Source organism: Bacillus amyloliquefaciens DSM 7 = ATCC 23350, from assembly GCF_000196735.1.
Classification (GTDB): domain Bacteria; phylum Bacillota; class Bacilli; order Bacillales; family Bacillaceae; genus Bacillus; species Bacillus amyloliquefaciens.
In genome coordinates, this window is the sequence record NC_014551.1 from 1,334,452 (window position 1) to 1,350,176 (window position 15,725).

General features: G+C 45.5%; 23 protein-coding genes. 18 read left to right on the top strand and 5 right to left on the bottom strand.

The features are described from left to right. The first annotated feature begins 89 nt into the window (after nt 1-89). Together BAMF_RS42210 and BAMF_RS27275 are read left to right on the top strand one after the other, a co-directional pair. A complete protein-coding gene (locus tag BAMF_RS42210) occupies nt 90-149 on the top strand; it encodes a hypothetical protein (RefSeq protein WP_232469732.1) in 60 nt (19 codons plus the stop codon). A 138-nt stretch (nt 150-287) separates the two neighbouring features. Next, entirely contained in the window at nt 288-479 is a 192-nt protein-coding gene (locus BAMF_RS27275; protein ID WP_014470507.1) for a hypothetical protein, read from the top strand. A gap of 167 nt (nt 480-646) precedes the next feature. Here the strand turns inward: BAMF_RS27275 and BAMF_RS27280 are convergent, their stop codons facing one another. Next, nucleotides 647-1,411, bottom strand: a complete 765-nt coding sequence (locus BAMF_RS27280) for a sulfite exporter TauE/SafE family protein (protein ID WP_013351927.1) — start codon at nt 1,409-1,411, stop codon at nt 647-649. A 143-nt stretch (nt 1,412-1,554) separates the two neighbouring features. Continuing rightward, nucleotides 1,555-2,022: a DinB family protein gene (locus tag BAMF_RS27285; RefSeq protein WP_013351928.1), complete on the bottom strand. Its 468-nt coding sequence runs from the start codon at nt 2,020-2,022 to the stop codon at nt 1,555-1,557. Between the two features lie 204 nt (nt 2,023-2,226). Here BAMF_RS27285 and BAMF_RS27290 point away from each other — a divergent pair, with 204 nt between their 5' ends. The 3 genes from BAMF_RS27290 to BAMF_RS27300 all read left to right on the top strand — a co-directional run bounded on the left by BAMF_RS27290 (nt 2,227) and on the right by BAMF_RS27300 (nt 4,584). After that, a complete protein-coding gene (locus BAMF_RS27290; RefSeq protein WP_088030497.1) occupies nt 2,227-3,363 on the top strand; it encodes a response regulator aspartate phosphatase in 1,137 nt (378 codons plus the stop codon). Continuing rightward, the gene (locus tag BAMF_RS41225) at nt 3,353-3,487 is read left to right on the top strand and encodes a PhrA family phosphatase inhibitor (RefSeq protein ID WP_003154881.1); all 135 of its coding nucleotides are present in this window, start codon (nt 3,353-3,355) and stop codon (nt 3,485-3,487) included. Before BAMF_RS27290 ends, BAMF_RS41225 begins: the two co-directional genes overlap by 11 nt. A 143-nt stretch (nt 3,488-3,630) precedes the next feature. Next, complete coding sequence (locus tag BAMF_RS27300; RefSeq protein WP_013351930.1) at nt 3,631-4,584, top strand: N-acetylmuramoyl-L-alanine amidase; 954 nt, start codon at nt 3,631-3,633, stop codon at nt 4,582-4,584. A gap of 37 nt (nt 4,585-4,621) precedes the next feature. On the opposite strand, the gene BAMF_RS27305 is transcribed toward BAMF_RS27300, so the two are convergent. Beyond that, nucleotides 4,622-4,999, bottom strand: a complete 378-nt coding sequence (locus BAMF_RS27305) for a PH domain-containing protein (protein WP_013351931.1) — start codon at nt 4,997-4,999, stop codon at nt 4,622-4,624. A gap of 109 nt (nt 5,000-5,108) precedes the next feature. Between BAMF_RS27305 and BAMF_RS27310 the strand changes: the two genes are divergently transcribed. Continuing rightward, nucleotides 5,109-5,711 (top strand): poly-gamma-glutamate hydrolase family protein, encoded by a 603-nt coding sequence (locus BAMF_RS27310; protein ID WP_013351932.1) that lies wholly within the window; start codon nt 5,109-5,111, stop codon nt 5,709-5,711. A gap of 142 nt (nt 5,712-5,853) precedes the next feature. Here BAMF_RS27310 and BAMF_RS27315 read toward each other — a convergent pair whose 3' ends face one another. Together BAMF_RS27315 and xre are read right to left on the bottom strand one after the other, a co-directional pair. Next, nucleotides 5,854-6,444 (bottom strand): ImmA/IrrE family metallo-endopeptidase, encoded by a 591-nt coding sequence (locus BAMF_RS27315; protein ID WP_013351933.1) that lies wholly within the window; start codon nt 6,442-6,444, stop codon nt 5,854-5,856. A gap of 147 nt (nt 6,445-6,591) precedes the next feature. Continuing rightward, complete coding sequence (xre, locus tag BAMF_RS27320; protein ID WP_013351934.1) at nt 6,592-6,930, bottom strand: HTH-type transcriptional regulator Xre; 339 nt, start codon at nt 6,928-6,930, stop codon at nt 6,592-6,594. A gap of 190 nt (nt 6,931-7,120) precedes the next feature. On the opposite strand from xre, the gene BAMF_RS27325 reads away from it, so the two are divergent. From BAMF_RS27325 to BAMF_RS27375, 12 genes are all read left to right on the top strand, one after another. Further along, a complete protein-coding gene (locus BAMF_RS27325) occupies nt 7,121-7,300 on the top strand; it encodes a hypothetical protein (RefSeq protein ID WP_013351935.1) in 180 nt (59 codons plus the stop codon). Continuing rightward, a complete protein-coding gene (locus BAMF_RS27330) occupies nt 7,290-8,117 on the top strand; it encodes a hypothetical protein (RefSeq protein ID WP_014470504.1) in 828 nt (275 codons plus the stop codon). Before BAMF_RS27325 ends, BAMF_RS27330 begins: the two co-directional genes overlap by 11 nt. After that, complete coding sequence (locus BAMF_RS27335; protein ID WP_013351937.1) at nt 8,017-8,817, top strand: ATP-binding protein; 801 nt, start codon at nt 8,017-8,019, stop codon at nt 8,815-8,817. The genes BAMF_RS27330 and BAMF_RS27335 overlap by 101 nt, the downstream gene beginning before the upstream one ends. Beyond that, nucleotides 8,817-8,984 (top strand): hypothetical protein, encoded by a 168-nt coding sequence (locus BAMF_RS41505; RefSeq protein ID WP_003154863.1) that lies wholly within the window; start codon nt 8,817-8,819, stop codon nt 8,982-8,984. Before BAMF_RS27335 ends, BAMF_RS41505 begins: the two co-directional genes overlap by 1 nt. Nucleotides 8,985-9,081: 97 nt before the next feature. Beyond that, nucleotides 9,082-9,423, top strand: a complete 342-nt coding sequence (locus tag BAMF_RS27340) for a hypothetical protein (RefSeq protein ID WP_013351938.1) — start codon at nt 9,082-9,084, stop codon at nt 9,421-9,423. Continuing rightward, nucleotides 9,413-9,616 carry an XtrA/YqaO family protein gene (locus tag BAMF_RS27345; RefSeq protein ID WP_013351939.1) on the top strand — a complete coding sequence of 68 codons (204 nt, stop codon included), beginning with the start codon at nt 9,413-9,415 and terminating at the stop codon, nt 9,614-9,616. The genes BAMF_RS27340 and BAMF_RS27345 overlap by 11 nt, the downstream gene beginning before the upstream one ends. 112 nt (nt 9,617-9,728) lie before the next feature. Beyond that, complete coding sequence (locus BAMF_RS27350; RefSeq protein WP_013351940.1) at nt 9,729-10,238, top strand: sigma-70 family RNA polymerase sigma factor; 510 nt, start codon at nt 9,729-9,731, stop codon at nt 10,236-10,238. 114 nt (nt 10,239-10,352) lie between these two features. Continuing rightward, complete coding sequence (locus BAMF_RS27355) at nt 10,353-11,150, top strand: terminase small subunit (protein WP_013351941.1); 798 nt, start codon at nt 10,353-10,355, stop codon at nt 11,148-11,150. Further along, nucleotides 11,147-12,445, top strand: a complete 1,299-nt coding sequence (locus BAMF_RS27360) for a PBSX family phage terminase large subunit (protein ID WP_013351942.1) — start codon at nt 11,147-11,149, stop codon at nt 12,443-12,445. Before BAMF_RS27355 ends, BAMF_RS27360 begins: the two co-directional genes overlap by 4 nt. A 48-nt stretch (nt 12,446-12,493) precedes the next feature. Next, entirely contained in the window at nt 12,494-13,885 is a 1,392-nt protein-coding gene (locus BAMF_RS27365; protein WP_044051899.1) for a phage portal protein, read from the top strand. Between the two features lie 19 nt (nt 13,886-13,904). Further along, nucleotides 13,905-14,747 carry an XkdF-like putative serine protease domain-containing protein gene (locus BAMF_RS27370; RefSeq protein WP_013351944.1) on the top strand — a complete coding sequence of 281 codons (843 nt, stop codon included), beginning with the start codon at nt 13,905-13,907 and terminating at the stop codon, nt 14,745-14,747. A gap of 26 nt (nt 14,748-14,773) precedes the next feature. Continuing rightward, nucleotides 14,774-15,709 carry a phage major capsid protein gene (locus BAMF_RS27375; protein ID WP_013351945.1) on the top strand — a complete coding sequence of 312 codons (936 nt, stop codon included), beginning with the start codon at nt 14,774-14,776 and terminating at the stop codon, nt 15,707-15,709. Nucleotides 15,710-15,725: the final 16 nt, after the last annotated feature.

A 15,725-nucleotide genomic window follows, 5' to 3' on the forward strand; every position in this document is an offset into this window, starting at 1 on the left:
ATCCAGCTTTAATATCCAAGAATATCAATGTTTCTATAAAAAAGAAAGAAATTTTACATGATATAAATTTAACACTGGAAAAAGGGAAAATATACGGTTTATTAGGTCCTAATGGGGCAGGAAAAGCACATTGCTTAAAGTGCTTTTAGGGATATTTCCTTCCGCTGCAGCTTATTAAGATTAGCAGCGGCATTTTTTTCTACTATGAGCCTTCTAACGATTTCGGTTGTTCTCATGTTTGTACGTATATTTGAAAATAACAGAATGTAAATGGAGGATGATATGACATGGAGCAGGTTATTTTCGTAGTTTCAATGCTCGCTTTAGGAGTTACGCTGGTTATATTTTTCGGAATGATTTTGAATAACGGATTAAAAGGAGTATTAAACTTCTCAAGAAAACCTGTAAAATTTATGACTGGATCATTTTTGATATACATTATTGCGTTTGCTGTTTATATTTTAATAAGTGTAAAGTAATATTTAACTTCGATATTGGAAATCTGACGCGGATGTGAATTAGGAAATACCGGACAATTAGTTTGAACTCCCTGAGATTAGTTGATAAAGAGATGCCCACCTCATTGGCTTTGGATTAGGGGGATTTATCCTAAATAAAAAAAGCGATCCTGTAAAGGACGCTTTTTTTATATTAATTTTATTCCGCTGATCAAAATAATCGCCGCCATCACAAACTGCAGCGGGCGCGGTGAGAATTTCGGCGAAAAGAAACTGCCGAGGAGGACACCCGGCACAGAGCCGATCAACAGATTCAATACGAGCAGGTAATCGACGCTGCCGAAGCTTGCGTTTAAGAGACCGGCAGCCGTTACAAGTAAAAAGGCATGTGCGATATCTGTTCCCACCACTTCTGCCGTTTTCATTCTGAATAGGTACAGCATGGCGATCGCAAATAATGAGCCGGACCCAATTGATGTCAGGCCGACGATGAAGCCGAAAATGACGCCGATCAGTATCATGAGTCCCCGCTTTTCTTCAAGCGTTTTTTGCTGCCAGCGGTTCGGCCGCAGTTTTTTATCGAAAAAAAGACGGGCGATAATGGAAATGGCGACAAGTGTCAGCACGTAGCCTAGCGCATGTTTGATAATCTGCTCCTGATGCTGGTGAAAAGCGGGGAACAAGTGAAGAACGCCGATGGCGGCTGATGCGCTGGGAATGCTTCCGAGCGCCAAGTAGCCGACAAGTTTAAAATGAACGGTACGCTGCTTCCAATGAGAAACGACACCGAACAGTTTCGTGATGGAATTATATAAAAGGTCAGTGCCGACGGCGATAGACGGGTTGATTCCTAAAACGATCAGCAAAGGAGTCAAAAGCGCCGCTCCTCCCACACCCGTCAATCCGACCAGCGTCCCGACGATGAAACCCATGAACACAATGCTTACAGTCATCTGTGTGCCTCCTGAATAATCCTACTATTTTTATCAGATTATATATGATTAAGGGGCAGTAATCAATCGAATTTTCGGAAAATTTTATATGGAACAAAAAATCCGCCAGTCTGCTTTATATCGCAGACCGGCGGATCATCGGTTTATGATTTTTGCTGATAAAACGGAAGTTCCGTGTGGCCCATTTCTCTTACATAAACGAAAAGATTGCCCTTATGATGAATTTCATGTTCCATGGCAAGCTGAAGGAGAGCGGCGCCGGTAATTTTTCTGCCGAAAGAGGCGGTCAGGTCAATTTCGCGGTTCAGCTGCTCTTCAGTCAGCTGTGACAGGATGATTGCCGTTTTTTCAGTACACGTTTCAGCCAGTTTGACGAGGTCTGTTTCTGATTCTTCATTCGGTTTGTTCTGGATGGCTGATCCGTTTCCGTCGTTAATGACGTTTGCAAACATGAGAAAAGAATAAACCATGTGTTTTACAAGTTCCTGAGCGGACATTGAAGTCTCTGCCGGTTTGTAATCGTAATGCTCGCGGCCGATTTTTTGCGCCAGCTCAATCGTCACGTTTCGATGTGACAGAAAGTGGCTGACCAATTGATTTTGTGCTGTCATGTGAAAACCCCCATTTATCAAGAATATAAAGATGCAAAGATATGCTATATCAACGGCGCGGAAGAAACAAGCAATAAGCTCTTGATGGTGATATTTCGTTGCGGATATCCGAAATTCGACAATTGCGGTCTTTTTGCGTTCTTCTTTTTCTAGCAATTATGATAAAATATGACATATCTCGGTCATTCCAAAAGGGGGGATTTATTGAGGATGAAGCAGACTATTCCGTCCTCTTTTGTCGGGCTCAAAATTAATGAATGGTACACCCATATCCGGCAGTTTCACGTCCTTGAGGCGGAGCGCGTCAAACGTGAAGTAGAGAGAGAGATCGAGGATATGGAAGAAGATCAGGATCTGCTCTTGTATTATTCATTAATGGAATTCAGACACCGTGTCATGCTGGATTACATTAAGCCCTTAAAGGAGGACCCTTCTCAGCCTGAGTTTTCAGAATTATTGGAAGACATTGAAGGCAACCAGTATAAACTGACAGGACTGCTTGATTACTATTTTAATTTTTTTCGAGGAATGTATGAATTTAAACAGAAAATGTTCCTAAACGCCATGATGTATTACAAACGGGCTGAAAAAAACCTCGCACTCGTTTCTGATGACATCGAGAAAGCTGAGTTTGCTTTTAAAATGGCCGAGATTTTTTACAACTTGAAACAAACCTACGTCTCCATGAGCTATGCGGTACAAGCCCTTGAAACGTACCAATCGTATGAGACGTACAACGTCCGCAGAATCCAATGTGAATTCGTTATTGCAGGGAATTATGATGACATGCAGTATCCAGAAAGAGCATTGCCCCACTTAGAACTTGCTTTAGATCTTGCAAAACAAGAAGGCAATCCACGTCTTATCAGTTCAGCCTTATATAATCTCGGAAACTGTTACGAAAAAATGGGAGACCTCTCTAAAGCAGCTGAATATTTTGAGACATCCGTTTCCATTTGCAAGTCAGAAAAGTTCGATAATCTTCCGCATTCTATTTACTCATTAACACAGGTTCTTTATAAACAGAACACCACCGCCGAAGCAGAGAAGCAATACCGCCTCGGGCTGAGTATCGCCCGCGAATACAATGATGAATTGTTTGTAAATCTCTTTCAATTTTTACATGCGTTATACGGCAAGAAAATGGATAACGCATCCGTCAGGCACACGTTTGATTTTCTGGAGGAACACATGCTGTATCCGTATGTGGAAGAATTGGCGCATGATGCTGCCAAATTTTACATGAAACACGGACAGCCTGAAAAAGCACTTACGTTTTATGAAAAAATGGTGCACGCCCAAAAACAAATCCAGAGAGGAGATTGTCTATATGAAATCTAAACTGTTGTCAGGATTGCTGCTTGTTGCTGTCGGGTTCAGCTTTACACAGGTGATCGGCCATGAAAGCCATTTGGAAAACCAAGCGGACGGCACATTCCATATTGCCGCGCGAAACCAAACATAACATAAAGACCCTTCTTTGGAAGGGTCTTGTTTTTTGCTGTGCGTAACCATTCCATTTTTATCCGATTGAAGGGTCTATGTACTCAAGATATCTGTCCTACGAATGCCACCTATTTATGAAAAAGGCATAAGGAGAGATGAAGAGTGGGGATTGAAGTGAAAAAGCGGCTCGTATCGGCTGATAAATATGCGTTAAAATGTCCGAACCCGATGACGCCGGAGTATATTACCATCCATAACACGGCAAATGACGCATCCGCCGCTAATGAGATCAGCTATATGACGGGGAACAGCGAATCAACGAGCTATCATTTTGCAGTTGATGACAAAGAAGTGATCCAGGGAATTCCGTTGGACCGGAATGCCTGGCATTCGGGGGACGGCACGAACGGTACCGGAAACCGGAAGTCGATTGCTATTGAAATCTGTTACAGTAAGTCAGGCGGCGAACGGTACAGAGCCGCAGAGAAATTGGCGATTGAATTTGCGGCGCAGCTTTTGAAGGAGCGGGGCTGGGGGATTGACAGAATCAGAAAGCACCAGGACTGGAACGGAAAGTACTGCCCGCACCGCATTTTGTCTGAAGGACGCTGGGATGAAGTGAAGGCGGATATTGAGAAGCAATTAAACGGAAGTATGCCGCTGAAAAAGGCGTCCGTTTCTTCTTCCGTGTCTGAATACCATGTAAAAAAAGGCGACACCTTATCGGAAATCGCCGCATCGCACGGTGTCAGTATAAAATCGCTGCAAAGCATGAATCATATCACTGATCCGAACCGCATTACAGTCGGACAGGTGATCAAGCTCCCTCAGACGGGTTCTTCTTCAAAAAGTCAGGCTGCGTCATCCTATCCGCTCCCATCCGGGGTGATCAAAGTGACGAAACCGCTGACGAAAGGGACAAACGTGAAACAAGTGCAGACCGCTTTATCCGCCCTTTATTTTTATCCTGATAAAGGAGCAAAAAATCACGGGGCGGACGGTGTTTACGGCCCGAAAACGGCAAATGCCGTAAAACGTTTTCAATCTGTCAGCGGATTAACGGCAGACGGAATTTACGGCCCGAAAACGAAGGCGAAAATCGAAGAAAAACTGTAATCAATAAAACGGAAGCACCCCGGGCTTCCGTTTCTTCTTACATACAAACTGCGGCAAGGGCCTTTTGAATATCATAAATGCTTTCATCTTTTTTAAATTGCTTTGAGACAGCGGGAACCTCCGCGCCGGAAATCCAAATTTTCAGCTCTGAATCCAAGTCAAAGCGGCCGGCGGTTTCTACACTGAATCTGGAAATGCTTTTGTACGGAATGGATTGAACCTCCGTTTTCTTACCCGTAAGTCCCTGTTTATCAACAAGAATAAGACGCTTATCCGTAAACACAATGATATCGCGGACGAGCTTAAACGCGGCATTGACATTTTCACCTTCCAGCAAAATACGGGCCAGTTCTTCTCTTGCTTCAGCCGTTGATATTGTCGACGCGTTACCAAGCAATCCATTGATGAACCCCATGATATATCCCCCCTGATACGTATTCTATCAAATCATACTATAAAAAGGTTTTCATTCCTAGATGAGTAGAGTAAACTGGTGCTGACTGGTAAAGGAGAGCATGTTAAACATGAAAGATCGATATGACAGCTTCGCAGCTCTTTCTGCTGCTGAATCGGAATACCGGATTATTTATGAAGAAAAAAAGGGAAGTGAATGTATCGTCCTCGCTCCCCACGGCGGCAGAATTGAACCCGGTGTCAGTGAGCTGGTGCGGGCATTTTCTGACCAAAGTTCAATTTACTTATTTGAAGGCACGAAGCAGTGCAACAACCGTTTTCTCCACTTGACAAGCACACGTTTTGACGAACCGCTGGCTGTAGAAAAAGTAACTGCTCACCATTATGCACTGGCTTTTCATGGGTATCATGATCTGAAAACGGCAAATACACTCGTCGGGGGCGCGGATCTGGAAAAAGCCAGACGTATTTGTGATCTGCTGCGTGAAGCGGGGTTTTGCGCCGAACTAACGGATATGAACGATCGGCTGGCAGGTGTGAATCCCGGGAATATTGTCAATCGGACAAAAAGGAAAATGGGGCTGCAATTGGAAGTAAGCACGGCACAGAGAAGCGCGCTGTTCAGCAATTTCGGCTGCCGGAGAGAAACGTACACGCCGACCGATCTGTTTTTTCGGTATGTAGAAGCCGTAAAGCTCGGTTTTTATGAGTAAATGAACCGGATTCGCACCGCCTGCCCATTCTTTCTGCACCGGGGCTGTGTGAAAGAGCTTAAATATCACGCAGGAAGCGCTTGGCGGGCAGTACGGTGGGAACAGCGTCTGATACAGGCTTCACAATACCTTTCTTCTGATGTCAGCTTTCAATAAAATACGGCGCTTTTTCTTCAGCGGCATGCAAGTGTTTTTGCCTGCCTTCGTAATACACATTTGGACGCTTGTCGGATAGAAGACAAGCGAGCCGCTTCTGAAATTGAATACCTGCTTTACGCCGTTCAAACAGCTCAAGCCTTTTTTCCGCAAATGATGCCGTCACCCGGAAAGCGGCTGCGATTAAAATGACGGCATGGCTTCTCCGCTGGGGAAGCTCCATGTTTAACAGCATAAAGGTCGGTACACAGAAGTGGTACATAAAATGGTTGGCTTGGAATTCCTGCAGTTCCCTGAACAGCTTGTTCATGTGAAAATGATTACCGGTATGCTTCAGCACATGGCACAGTTCGTGTGCAAAATCCTCCCATTGCTCCTCAGGTGACTTTTTTTGATTCAGGACGATGCTGTACATGCCGTCCCGCTTCAGCATCATGCTGTGCGTATCTTCAAAATGAATCCAAATATCAAGCTCCTTGGCAATTGTTTGCATATCAATATGGAGAGGGGCGGTCATTCCCATGCGGCAATATAAGTTTTTGACGTATTCCTCCAGATGTGTTAAAAAATCGCCCAATTGAAAACACCCTTTCGAACATATGTTCTTTTTAAGTGAGAAAGAAAAGCCCTGATCGGACTTTGAATCAATTCCCTTTTCTTTTAAAAATAAACATTCAGCTTTTATATCGGCTGAACTTTAATCGATTTAAAGGAAAAGAGCGGATTATTTATGTTTTGGCCTGCGGTTTTTCTCTTTTTCTTTTAAATAATTAATGAATTCAATGGCCTGCTGTTTGCTTTCCGGCGAAAAGTCCTGCATGTCCCGATACGCGATCTGCAGGTCGGGATCAGCAAACAGATCTTCATCTGAAGGTTCTTTTCCGGTTAACAAATAATCCGTTGACACATTGAAATAATCCGCAAGCTTTTGCAGCGTTTCATAATCGGGTTCAGATCGGCCGTTTTCATAATGAGAATATCTGGCGCGCGAGACACCGATATGATTAGCGACTTCTTCCTGCGTTTTCTTTCCTCTGAGACTTTTTAATCTTCCGCCTATCATCCGAATGACCTCTCTTTTTTCAACACCCTAAGTTACTTATGATTATAGATACAAAATGTATCAAAATAAAGGGATGATAAAAAAAGTATCAAAAAGGTCTTGATGATACGAAATGTATCGTATATAATCAACATCATAGAGATACAAAATGTATCAAATAACGATAAGAAATTGATCAGGAGGGTGAGAGATGCAGCCGATAATCATCTGTTTCAGCAGCAATCCGGCTGACCAGAAATGTTTAGGAAAAGCAGGCGGTTCGATTTCTTTTACCGCTTGCGGACTTCCGGTGTTCCGATTTGATAACCGATTGCAGTATGAACGTTATATAAGGTTGAAGAAAAACGGAGATGTTCATGATGAATCGTAAAAGCTACCCGTTTTTCACCTATTCCGGATTATTGAATTCAGAACATTATGACAAAATGGGTTCCGCCATATGGCTGTTTTTATGGTTCGTCAGCTCAACGACAAAGGAACAAATAAAAGACGGCATCAAGTGGGGGCTCGTTCTCGGGCATAAGCCCGTTAAAGCAAGAGAAATGGCCGATGTATTTACAGTCAGCGAAAAAACCGTCAGACGGTGGCTTGAGATCTTGGAACAGCACGAATATATCAAAACCGTCCGCGCACCTTACGGACTTATCATCTCCGTAAAACACTCGAAAAGATTCACGCCGAAAGGGACATTGACCCGCCCGGAAGTCACTGACCGGACAATAACGGCAGATCACCGGGACAAAAATGTCCAGAGAGAAATAGATATAACAAAAAATCATACTGCTGAAGAAGCGATTAACGAAATTGCCGCCCATTTTATCAGGTTAAGGTCTGCACAGGAGGGGCGGAGCGTATACCCATCGCCAAGAGATTACCAGGCCATCGCCCGTATTGTTTCGCTAGGTGCATCAGTACAAGAAGCAATCAAATGGCTTGGCGAATGCTTTGCCGCTTTTGAACAGCGGCGCACTTCATCAGCTGAAACGATCAAGGCCTTCAGCTATTGCGCCAAGTTTATCGAAGACCGCTTGAATGCACGAATTGCGGGAAGGACAATCACAACAAAAAAAGAGAGGAATACGATACATGACAACACGAACGATCGAGCAGATTCTTGCCGACCTGAAAAACGGAAAACGTCCATTACTGGCGGCCAGACCGGAAGAATCAGACGAAAGCCGCTTTGACTGTCCGCTTTGTAAAGATCAGGGCGGTTATCTCAAAAAACAGCTGGGAATGGATGTGTGGGTCAAGTGCCGCTGCGCAGCTGAACGAAAAGTAGAGCGTATCCTCGGCGCAAGTGAGATTACAGGCGCCTTTCGGAAGCTGGATTTCAAAGGATTTATTACGCGGGGCAAGCCTCAGGCAGTCATCGACGCATATGAGTGCGCCCTTGAATTTGTTGAAAACTTCGACACGATTAAAAACTGCCGGAAAAACAGCATTGCCCTTTTAGGGCGTCCGGGATCGGGAAAAACCCATCTTTTGACCGCTCTCAGCAATTATGTCATGAGGCAGAAGCAGACACCGGTGCTGTATTTTCCTTTTGTGGAGGGCTTTACGGATTTAAAAAATGATTTTGATCTGCTCGACGCAAAGCTTGCCCGTATGAAGCAGGCGGATGTGCTCTTTATTGACGATTTGTTTAAACCGCTGAACGGAAAACCCCGGGCGACCGACTGGCAGATTGAACAAATGTACGCCGTCGTGAATTACCGCTATTTAAATCATAAGCCGGTTCTTCTGTCGAGCGAGCTGGCCTGTGACGAACTGGTTCAGGTTGATGAAGCCTTGGGCACAAGATTATATGAGATGTGCAGCGATTATTTAGTCATCATTCATGGAAACCCATATGAAGTCAACCACAGATTAGAGGGGGCGAGATAATGTGTAAACTGTGCGGGCCGAAGAAGGTTATTGTGACGGAAACAGGTTTCGGCGCTGTCTTTCACCCTTGCCCGAACTGCAAAACAGGGACCGATTTAACGCCGGTCATTAAACGTCTTGAGCGAATGGTTCAAGACGCAAAAGCGAGGCTTGATGCACGTGTATAAATATATCAAATGGCTTTTTTGCCTGCTGTTCAGGGCGAAACGGATAGAAAAGCAAATTGAAGCATGGCATGAGGCTGATGGAAAGTGAGGATAAACATTGCAAGTAAAAAACAGCCCCGCCCCGTGGCGGGCCGTACACAGCGGCGAAGAAAAACCCATTTACATTTATTCAGCATACAGCGAATCGGATAAAGAGAAATTTCCTTATTCAAACGGAAGGCTCATCGCAGCCGTTTTCAACTTAAGTTCATACTCGCAGCAAGTCAACGCGGCATTGATGGCTAAAGCCCCGGAACTTTTTGAAGCGGCCGAAACGGCTCTCCGCCTGCTTCGGGGAGAAAGCGCTGAAGATAAAGAAGCGTTCATTAATGAACTCGGAAGCCTCATACATGAAGTAAACATCCTGAAAAAGACGGAGGACATAAAACATGAATCCTAAAAAACTGTCAGACATTGAACATACAACATTAAAAAGCCAGCTGGAAGAAGGAAAGGTGCGGGTCATCATTGTAGACGGGCTGAAGAAGGAAGTATGGCTCGCCGAAGCGCCGGAGCACGGCAAAACGCTTATCGAAACGAGAAAAGGGGATCTCGCCCGGGTTGAATACGAAATCGGCTTTAAATTGAATTGATTTTTAAAAAAGAATACGTCCAAGACGGAAAGCCTGCGGACACTGATCAATCGCGCACATTTTGCGCATTGGTTGGTGTCTTTTTTTGTTCCGAAAAAGAGGAGGATTTATTATGGAAGACTTACTATTTGAATATAAACGCACGCTGAAACAGACGAAAAAATGGTACAAGCATCTTGAGGAAGCTGATGAAACGGCGCTGACTTCAGAAGAACTGAAAGATAAAAAAATCATCAGAACGATCATTACAGATTTGGAATATGTCACTGAATGGCTTGAAAAAGGCCGGCAGCCCGGCATAAGAAGAGCGATAGACCGCAGAGACGCTTATCAGAGAATGCTGATTAAAGATCCGAGAATCATAGAAACCTATTCACAGGCGCTGATGTTCGTACCTTCCGGAAATGTGACTGAAGAAGACAGAATCAGACTGCGGGACGCATTAGCCGTCTTAACGGATAGAGAAAAAGAAATGCTTCTCCTCCACAAAGCGGAATGCTTTTCGTATGAACGGATCGCCGCATTGCTGAACGTAAAGAAATCAACCGTACAGACGACGGTCAAACGGGCGCTTCTAAAAATTCAAAAACAGCAGGAACAAAGAAATCAATCGCCTGCTTAATAAGTTGTCATACGTTTGCCACCTAGAAGTGAACAGACGATCCCAAAAAGCGGCCCGAAAGAAGCCGCTTTTTATTATAGACATCCATGTCGGAGGTGGCGGTGATGCCGTAGCATGAAAAACGCAAAAAAAGAACAGGCATTTACAATCTATCAGTCTCATCAGGGCCGCATCACAAACCGCGCCCTTGCCGGAAAATCAGGCGTATCCGCAAGAACGATCGGCAGATGGAAAAAAGAAGGGCGCTGGGACGAAGCGCTCAATCAAAATGTAAAAAGCGGCGGAAAAAACGCCCCGGCCGAAAATGATGAATTAAACGAACGACAGCGGCTGTTTTGTCTTTATTATGTGAAAAGCTTTAACGCCACCCAATCCGCGATAAAAGCCGGGTATTCACCGGAAAGCGCGCATGTGACGGGAAGCAGGCTGTTAAAAAATGAAAAAGTCGCAAAAGAAATCAGCCGCATGAAAAAGGAAATGGTCAATAAAGTGTTTGTCGAAGCAATGGACGTTCTGCAAGTCTATGTGAAAATCGCTTTCGCCGACATTACCGATTATGTAACCTTCGGAAAAAGGGAGGTTCAGGCCTTCGGAAAATCAGGACCGCTCTTTGACGAAAATGATAATCCGATTATGCAGGAGATCAGCTACGTTGATGTTAAAGATTCGAATCTTCTGGACGGAACCATCGTCACCGAAGCGAAACTCGGGAAAGAAGGCATTGCAATAAAGCTTGCCGATAAGATGAAAGCACTGGAAAAGCTGTCCTTGTACTTTGACCTTTTCCCTGATCAATTTAAGAAAAAAATTGAACGAGAAAAATTAAAGCTGGCGCAGCAGAAGCTGGAAAAAACAGAAGAGAGCCAAAAGCCGATTGACATAGTCATTACGCGGAAAGAGGAACGGCCATGATTGAAAAAGCGGTCAACCCGCGCTTTGAAGATTATTTGTTCAATTGGAATGAAACGTACCAATTTCTCGTCGGAGGCTACGGCTCGTCAAAAAGCTATCATACCGCGCTGAAAATCATCCTGAAGCTGCTTTGTGAAAAACGGACGGCGCTTGTCGTTCGGGAAGTATTCGATACGCACAGGGATTCTACCTTTGCACTGTTTGAGGACATTATCGAGGAGCTTGAGCTGGGACATGCTGTAAAGGCCGTTTCTTCACCGATGCAGCTGAGATTCGCAAACGGAAGCCGGATTATGTTTAAAGGAATGGACAACCCGGCCAAATTGAAATCCATTCACCATATTTCTTTGATTTGGATTGAGGAATGCTCAGAAGTGAAGTATGAAGGCTTTAAGGAGCTGATCGGCCGTCTGCGCCATCCCGAGCTTTCGCTTCACATGATATGCACCACAAATCCCGTCGGCACCTCCAATTGGACGTACCGGCATTTTTTTCGTGATGAGCAAAAAAAACGGTTCGTATTGGATGATCATACGCTGTATGAAAAAGGCACCGTCGTTAAGGGGGATACGTATTACCACCATTCCACCGCGTGCGACAATCTGTTTTTGCTAAAAAGCTATATTAAGCAGCTTGACAGCTTACGGCAATACGATCCCGATTTGTACCGGATCGCCCGCAAAGGACAGTTCGGCGTCAACGGCATCCGCGTATTTCCGCAGTTTCAGGTCATGGAGCACACCGAAGTAACAGAGCGGATTGCCGCTATCAGACGCCCGCTGTTTCGGACGGGCATGGATTTCGGTTTTGAAGAGTCATATAATGCGGTCATCCGGCTTGCCGTCGATCCGGATAAAAAAGAGCTTTATATTTTCTGGGAGTATTACAAAAACAAAATGACCGATGATCAGACAGCTGAGGAGCTTCAGGAATTGGCGGATAAAAAAGAGCTGATCAAGGCGGATTCAGCCGAGCCGAAAAGCATCCAATATTTCCGCAGGCAGGGCTTTTGCATGGTCGCGGCCAAAAAGTTTCCCGGCTCAAGGCTTCAGTATACGAAAAAACTGAAACGGTTCAAACACATCTATTGCTCAGACAGCTGTCAAAATACAATCCGCGAATTGCAAAACTTAACATACGCGAAAAACAAAAACGGCGTTCTGTCGGAAGATGAGTTTTCAATTGATCCCCACACACTTTCAGCGATTTGGTACGCGCTGGATGATTATGACGCGGCGGATCTGAAAGATTCATCACAAAAACGGACACGTCCAAATCGGGAAAGGGGGAGGTAACCGTTGGCGAAAAACCAAAACGTCAGAGCCACCGTCATTAAATCAAAGATGGCCGCGCCGCAGGCAAGACAGATGCAAGAAGATCAATTTGCCGATTTGTACGGCGAAGACATCATCTCTCCGCCCTATAATCTCATTGAGCTGAAAACGATCGCCGAATATTCGACCATTCTTCAGCAGTGCATTGACGCGTATCGGGTCAATATTACGGGCTTCGGTTTCGATGTCGAATATACCTTTGACGTAAATAGCTCAGACTGCTCCCCGGATAAAAAAGCGCGGGCTGAAAAGAACTGGATGAAGCTGGAGAGCTTTTACAAATGCCTTCATTTTGATGAATCGGCTGAGACGATCCTCGGTTATGCGATAGAAGACCGCGAAAAAACGGGCAACGGTTTTCTCGAGGTGCTTCGTGACGGAGCGGGAAAACCGGCTGGGATTGAATATCTGGATGTGAAACATATGCGGGTGTGCGGTGTGACTGATCCCGTTGAAGTCACGTTTTCATATGAAGAAAACGGCTCATCCAAAACGATTAAAAGGCAAAAACGGTTCCGTAAATATGTTCAGATGCTGAACGGGCATAAAGTATTTTTCAAGGAATACGGCGACCCCCGGATGATGGACATGAGAACCGGCGAATACGTAAAGACCTTGCCTGAAGAATACCGGGCAAATGAAGCCATTCACTTAAAAATCGGCAGCGGCACTTACGGTATCCCGCGCTGGGTCGGCAATATCGTCAATCTGTACGGCGCCCGGAAAGCGGAAGAACTGAATTTTATGTATTTCAAGCAGGGCCGTCACGTGCCGGCCGCCATTACGGTTGAAAACGGCATGCTGTCAGAAACCTCGTACAAAGAGCTCCAGGATTATATGAATGACCTGGAAGGGGTGGAAAACGCCCACAAATTTCTGCTGATTGAGGCGGAAGGCATTGCGAAGGAAAAGGACCTTCACGGAGGCGAAGACATTACGCCTGTGTCTGTGGAAATTAAATCACTTGCGGAAATTCTGCAGGATGATGCGCTGTTTCTTGAATATGACGACAAAAGCAGAAATAAACTCCGCTCCGCTTTTCGTCTCCCGCCGCTTTATACGGGCGAGGCGCAGGAATACAACAAAGCTACAGCCGATACGGCACGGAAAATAACGGAGGAGCAGGTGTTCCAGCCGGAGCGGAAAACGCTGATTAATAAGCTCAATACGTTATTTTTGCCTGAACTGGGGCTTCACGATGTACAGCTCGCACTAAAAGGGCCTGATTTTCGCGATCCGCTTGAAATTGCGAAGGTGCTTACGCCATTTATCTCCGCCGGCGCCGTCTCTCCTAATGATCTCCGTGATCTGGCCGGAAGAGTGCTCGGCAAAACGCTTGAAGAATGGCCTGAAGAGTACTACAGCCGGCCGGTGCTGCAACGGAAAAAGGAGCAATCCTGAAAGGGGGTGAAAACATCTCGTGCCGAGAGAATTAAGAAATGCCGTCATCAGTTTTGTAAGCTATGTCGATAAGGCGGCGAACCAAACGGAATTCTTTTTCACAAAAGCGGCCGGCATTCCGTCATTTGAAAAAAAGGTGCAGGTGTTTACAAAAAGCGAACCGGATGAGCAGAAGCTTGTTTACGGCATTGTATACGAGCCGGATGTCCCGGATGCCCATGGCGATTATATGACGGCCGAAGAGATTGAAAAGGCCGCTCACGGTTTTTTGGCGGACGCCCGCAACATTGATACAAATCATAATTTTGAAGGCGGAACCGGCGAGGTGGTGGAGTCGTACGTCGCCCCGGATGACTTTGAAATCGGGAATGCTGTGATCCGGAAAGGCTCTTGGGTGCTTGTCACCAAAGCCTCCGATGAAGTATGGGATCAGATTAAAGCCGGTGTCATTACTGGCTACAGCATGGCGGGAACCGCTGACGTTTACGAAGAGCCGGAGGAAAAGCAAGCAGGCTTATTCGGCGCGGTCAAGCAATTTCTCGACCGTGACCGCAAATCAAGATACCGCAAGGGAGAGGACTTGAACAAGATGAGAAAAGAAGACGTAAGAGAATCGATTGAACACGCGCTGCACCCGCTCTTAAAGCGGCTTGACAGTTTGGACCAAAATACGGATGACAAAGACGGGGCGGCTGCGCCGTCCGATGAAGAAAAGCTGAAAACGCTTGTCGAGGACATGCTCGCGCCGATTATTAAACGCATCGAAGCGCTTGAAAAAGTAAGAGGCGCATCAAAGCAGCCGGAAGAAGAGACGAGCGGCCAAGAGCCTGTTAAAAAATCCATTTGGAGCGGACTGCTTTAAGCCCAGTCAGAAGGAGGAACTGTAGAGTGAGAAATCAAGATATCATCAGAAAGGCGGAAATGTCACTTTCCGCTTTAAAAAGCGGCGGTTTAATGAATCCCGCACAAGCTTCAGCATTTATCCGCATGGTGCAGAACACGCCGACTATTTTCAGCGAATCGCGAGTGATTCAAATGGAAAACGACTCGCAGAAATTTGAAAAAATCGGTTTCGGCCAGCGTATTCTGCGTGCCGCTGAGGAAGGAAAAGCCTTAACGGACGATCAGCTGACCGTCCCGGCAACAAGCACGGTGCAGCTGAATACGAAAGAAGTCATTGCGGAAATTAACATTACCTATGACACGCTTGAAAACAACATTGAAAAAGACGGTCTGCAGCAGACGATCATGCAGATTTTAGCGGAGCGGGCGGCAGTCGATATTGAAGAGCTTGTCGTAAACGGCGATACATCTTCATCTGATCCGTATTTGGCGCAGCTTGACGGAATACGTAAGCAGACCGTCTCTCACGTCATTGACGGAAACGGGGAAGAGCTGTCCAGAGCCACATTTAAAAAAGGCTTAAAAGCAATTCCGGCAAAATATTTGCGTCTGCCTCAAGAATTCAGATTTTACACATCTCAAGGCATGGAGATTGAATGGAAGGACCGTGTGGCTGACCGTCAGACCAATCTGGGGGATCTTGCGGTGCAGGGCGGTTTGTCTTCAGCATTCGGCGTTCCGGTTAAAGGGGTTTCCAACCTGCAGCCGTACTCAGTCGGAGAAGGTGATTCTCAGTACGAGGCATCAGACATTATTTTGACTCACCCGAAAAATATCATTCTCGGTTTTTCACGGAATATCAGAATCGAAGTAGATAAAGATATTCGCAGCCGCAAATTTATTATCGTACTGACGGCTAAGCTTGACAGCAAATTTGAAGAAGAAGATGCAAGCGCCAAAATCGTAAACGTTAAAGAATAAGACGGGGGTGGCAGTT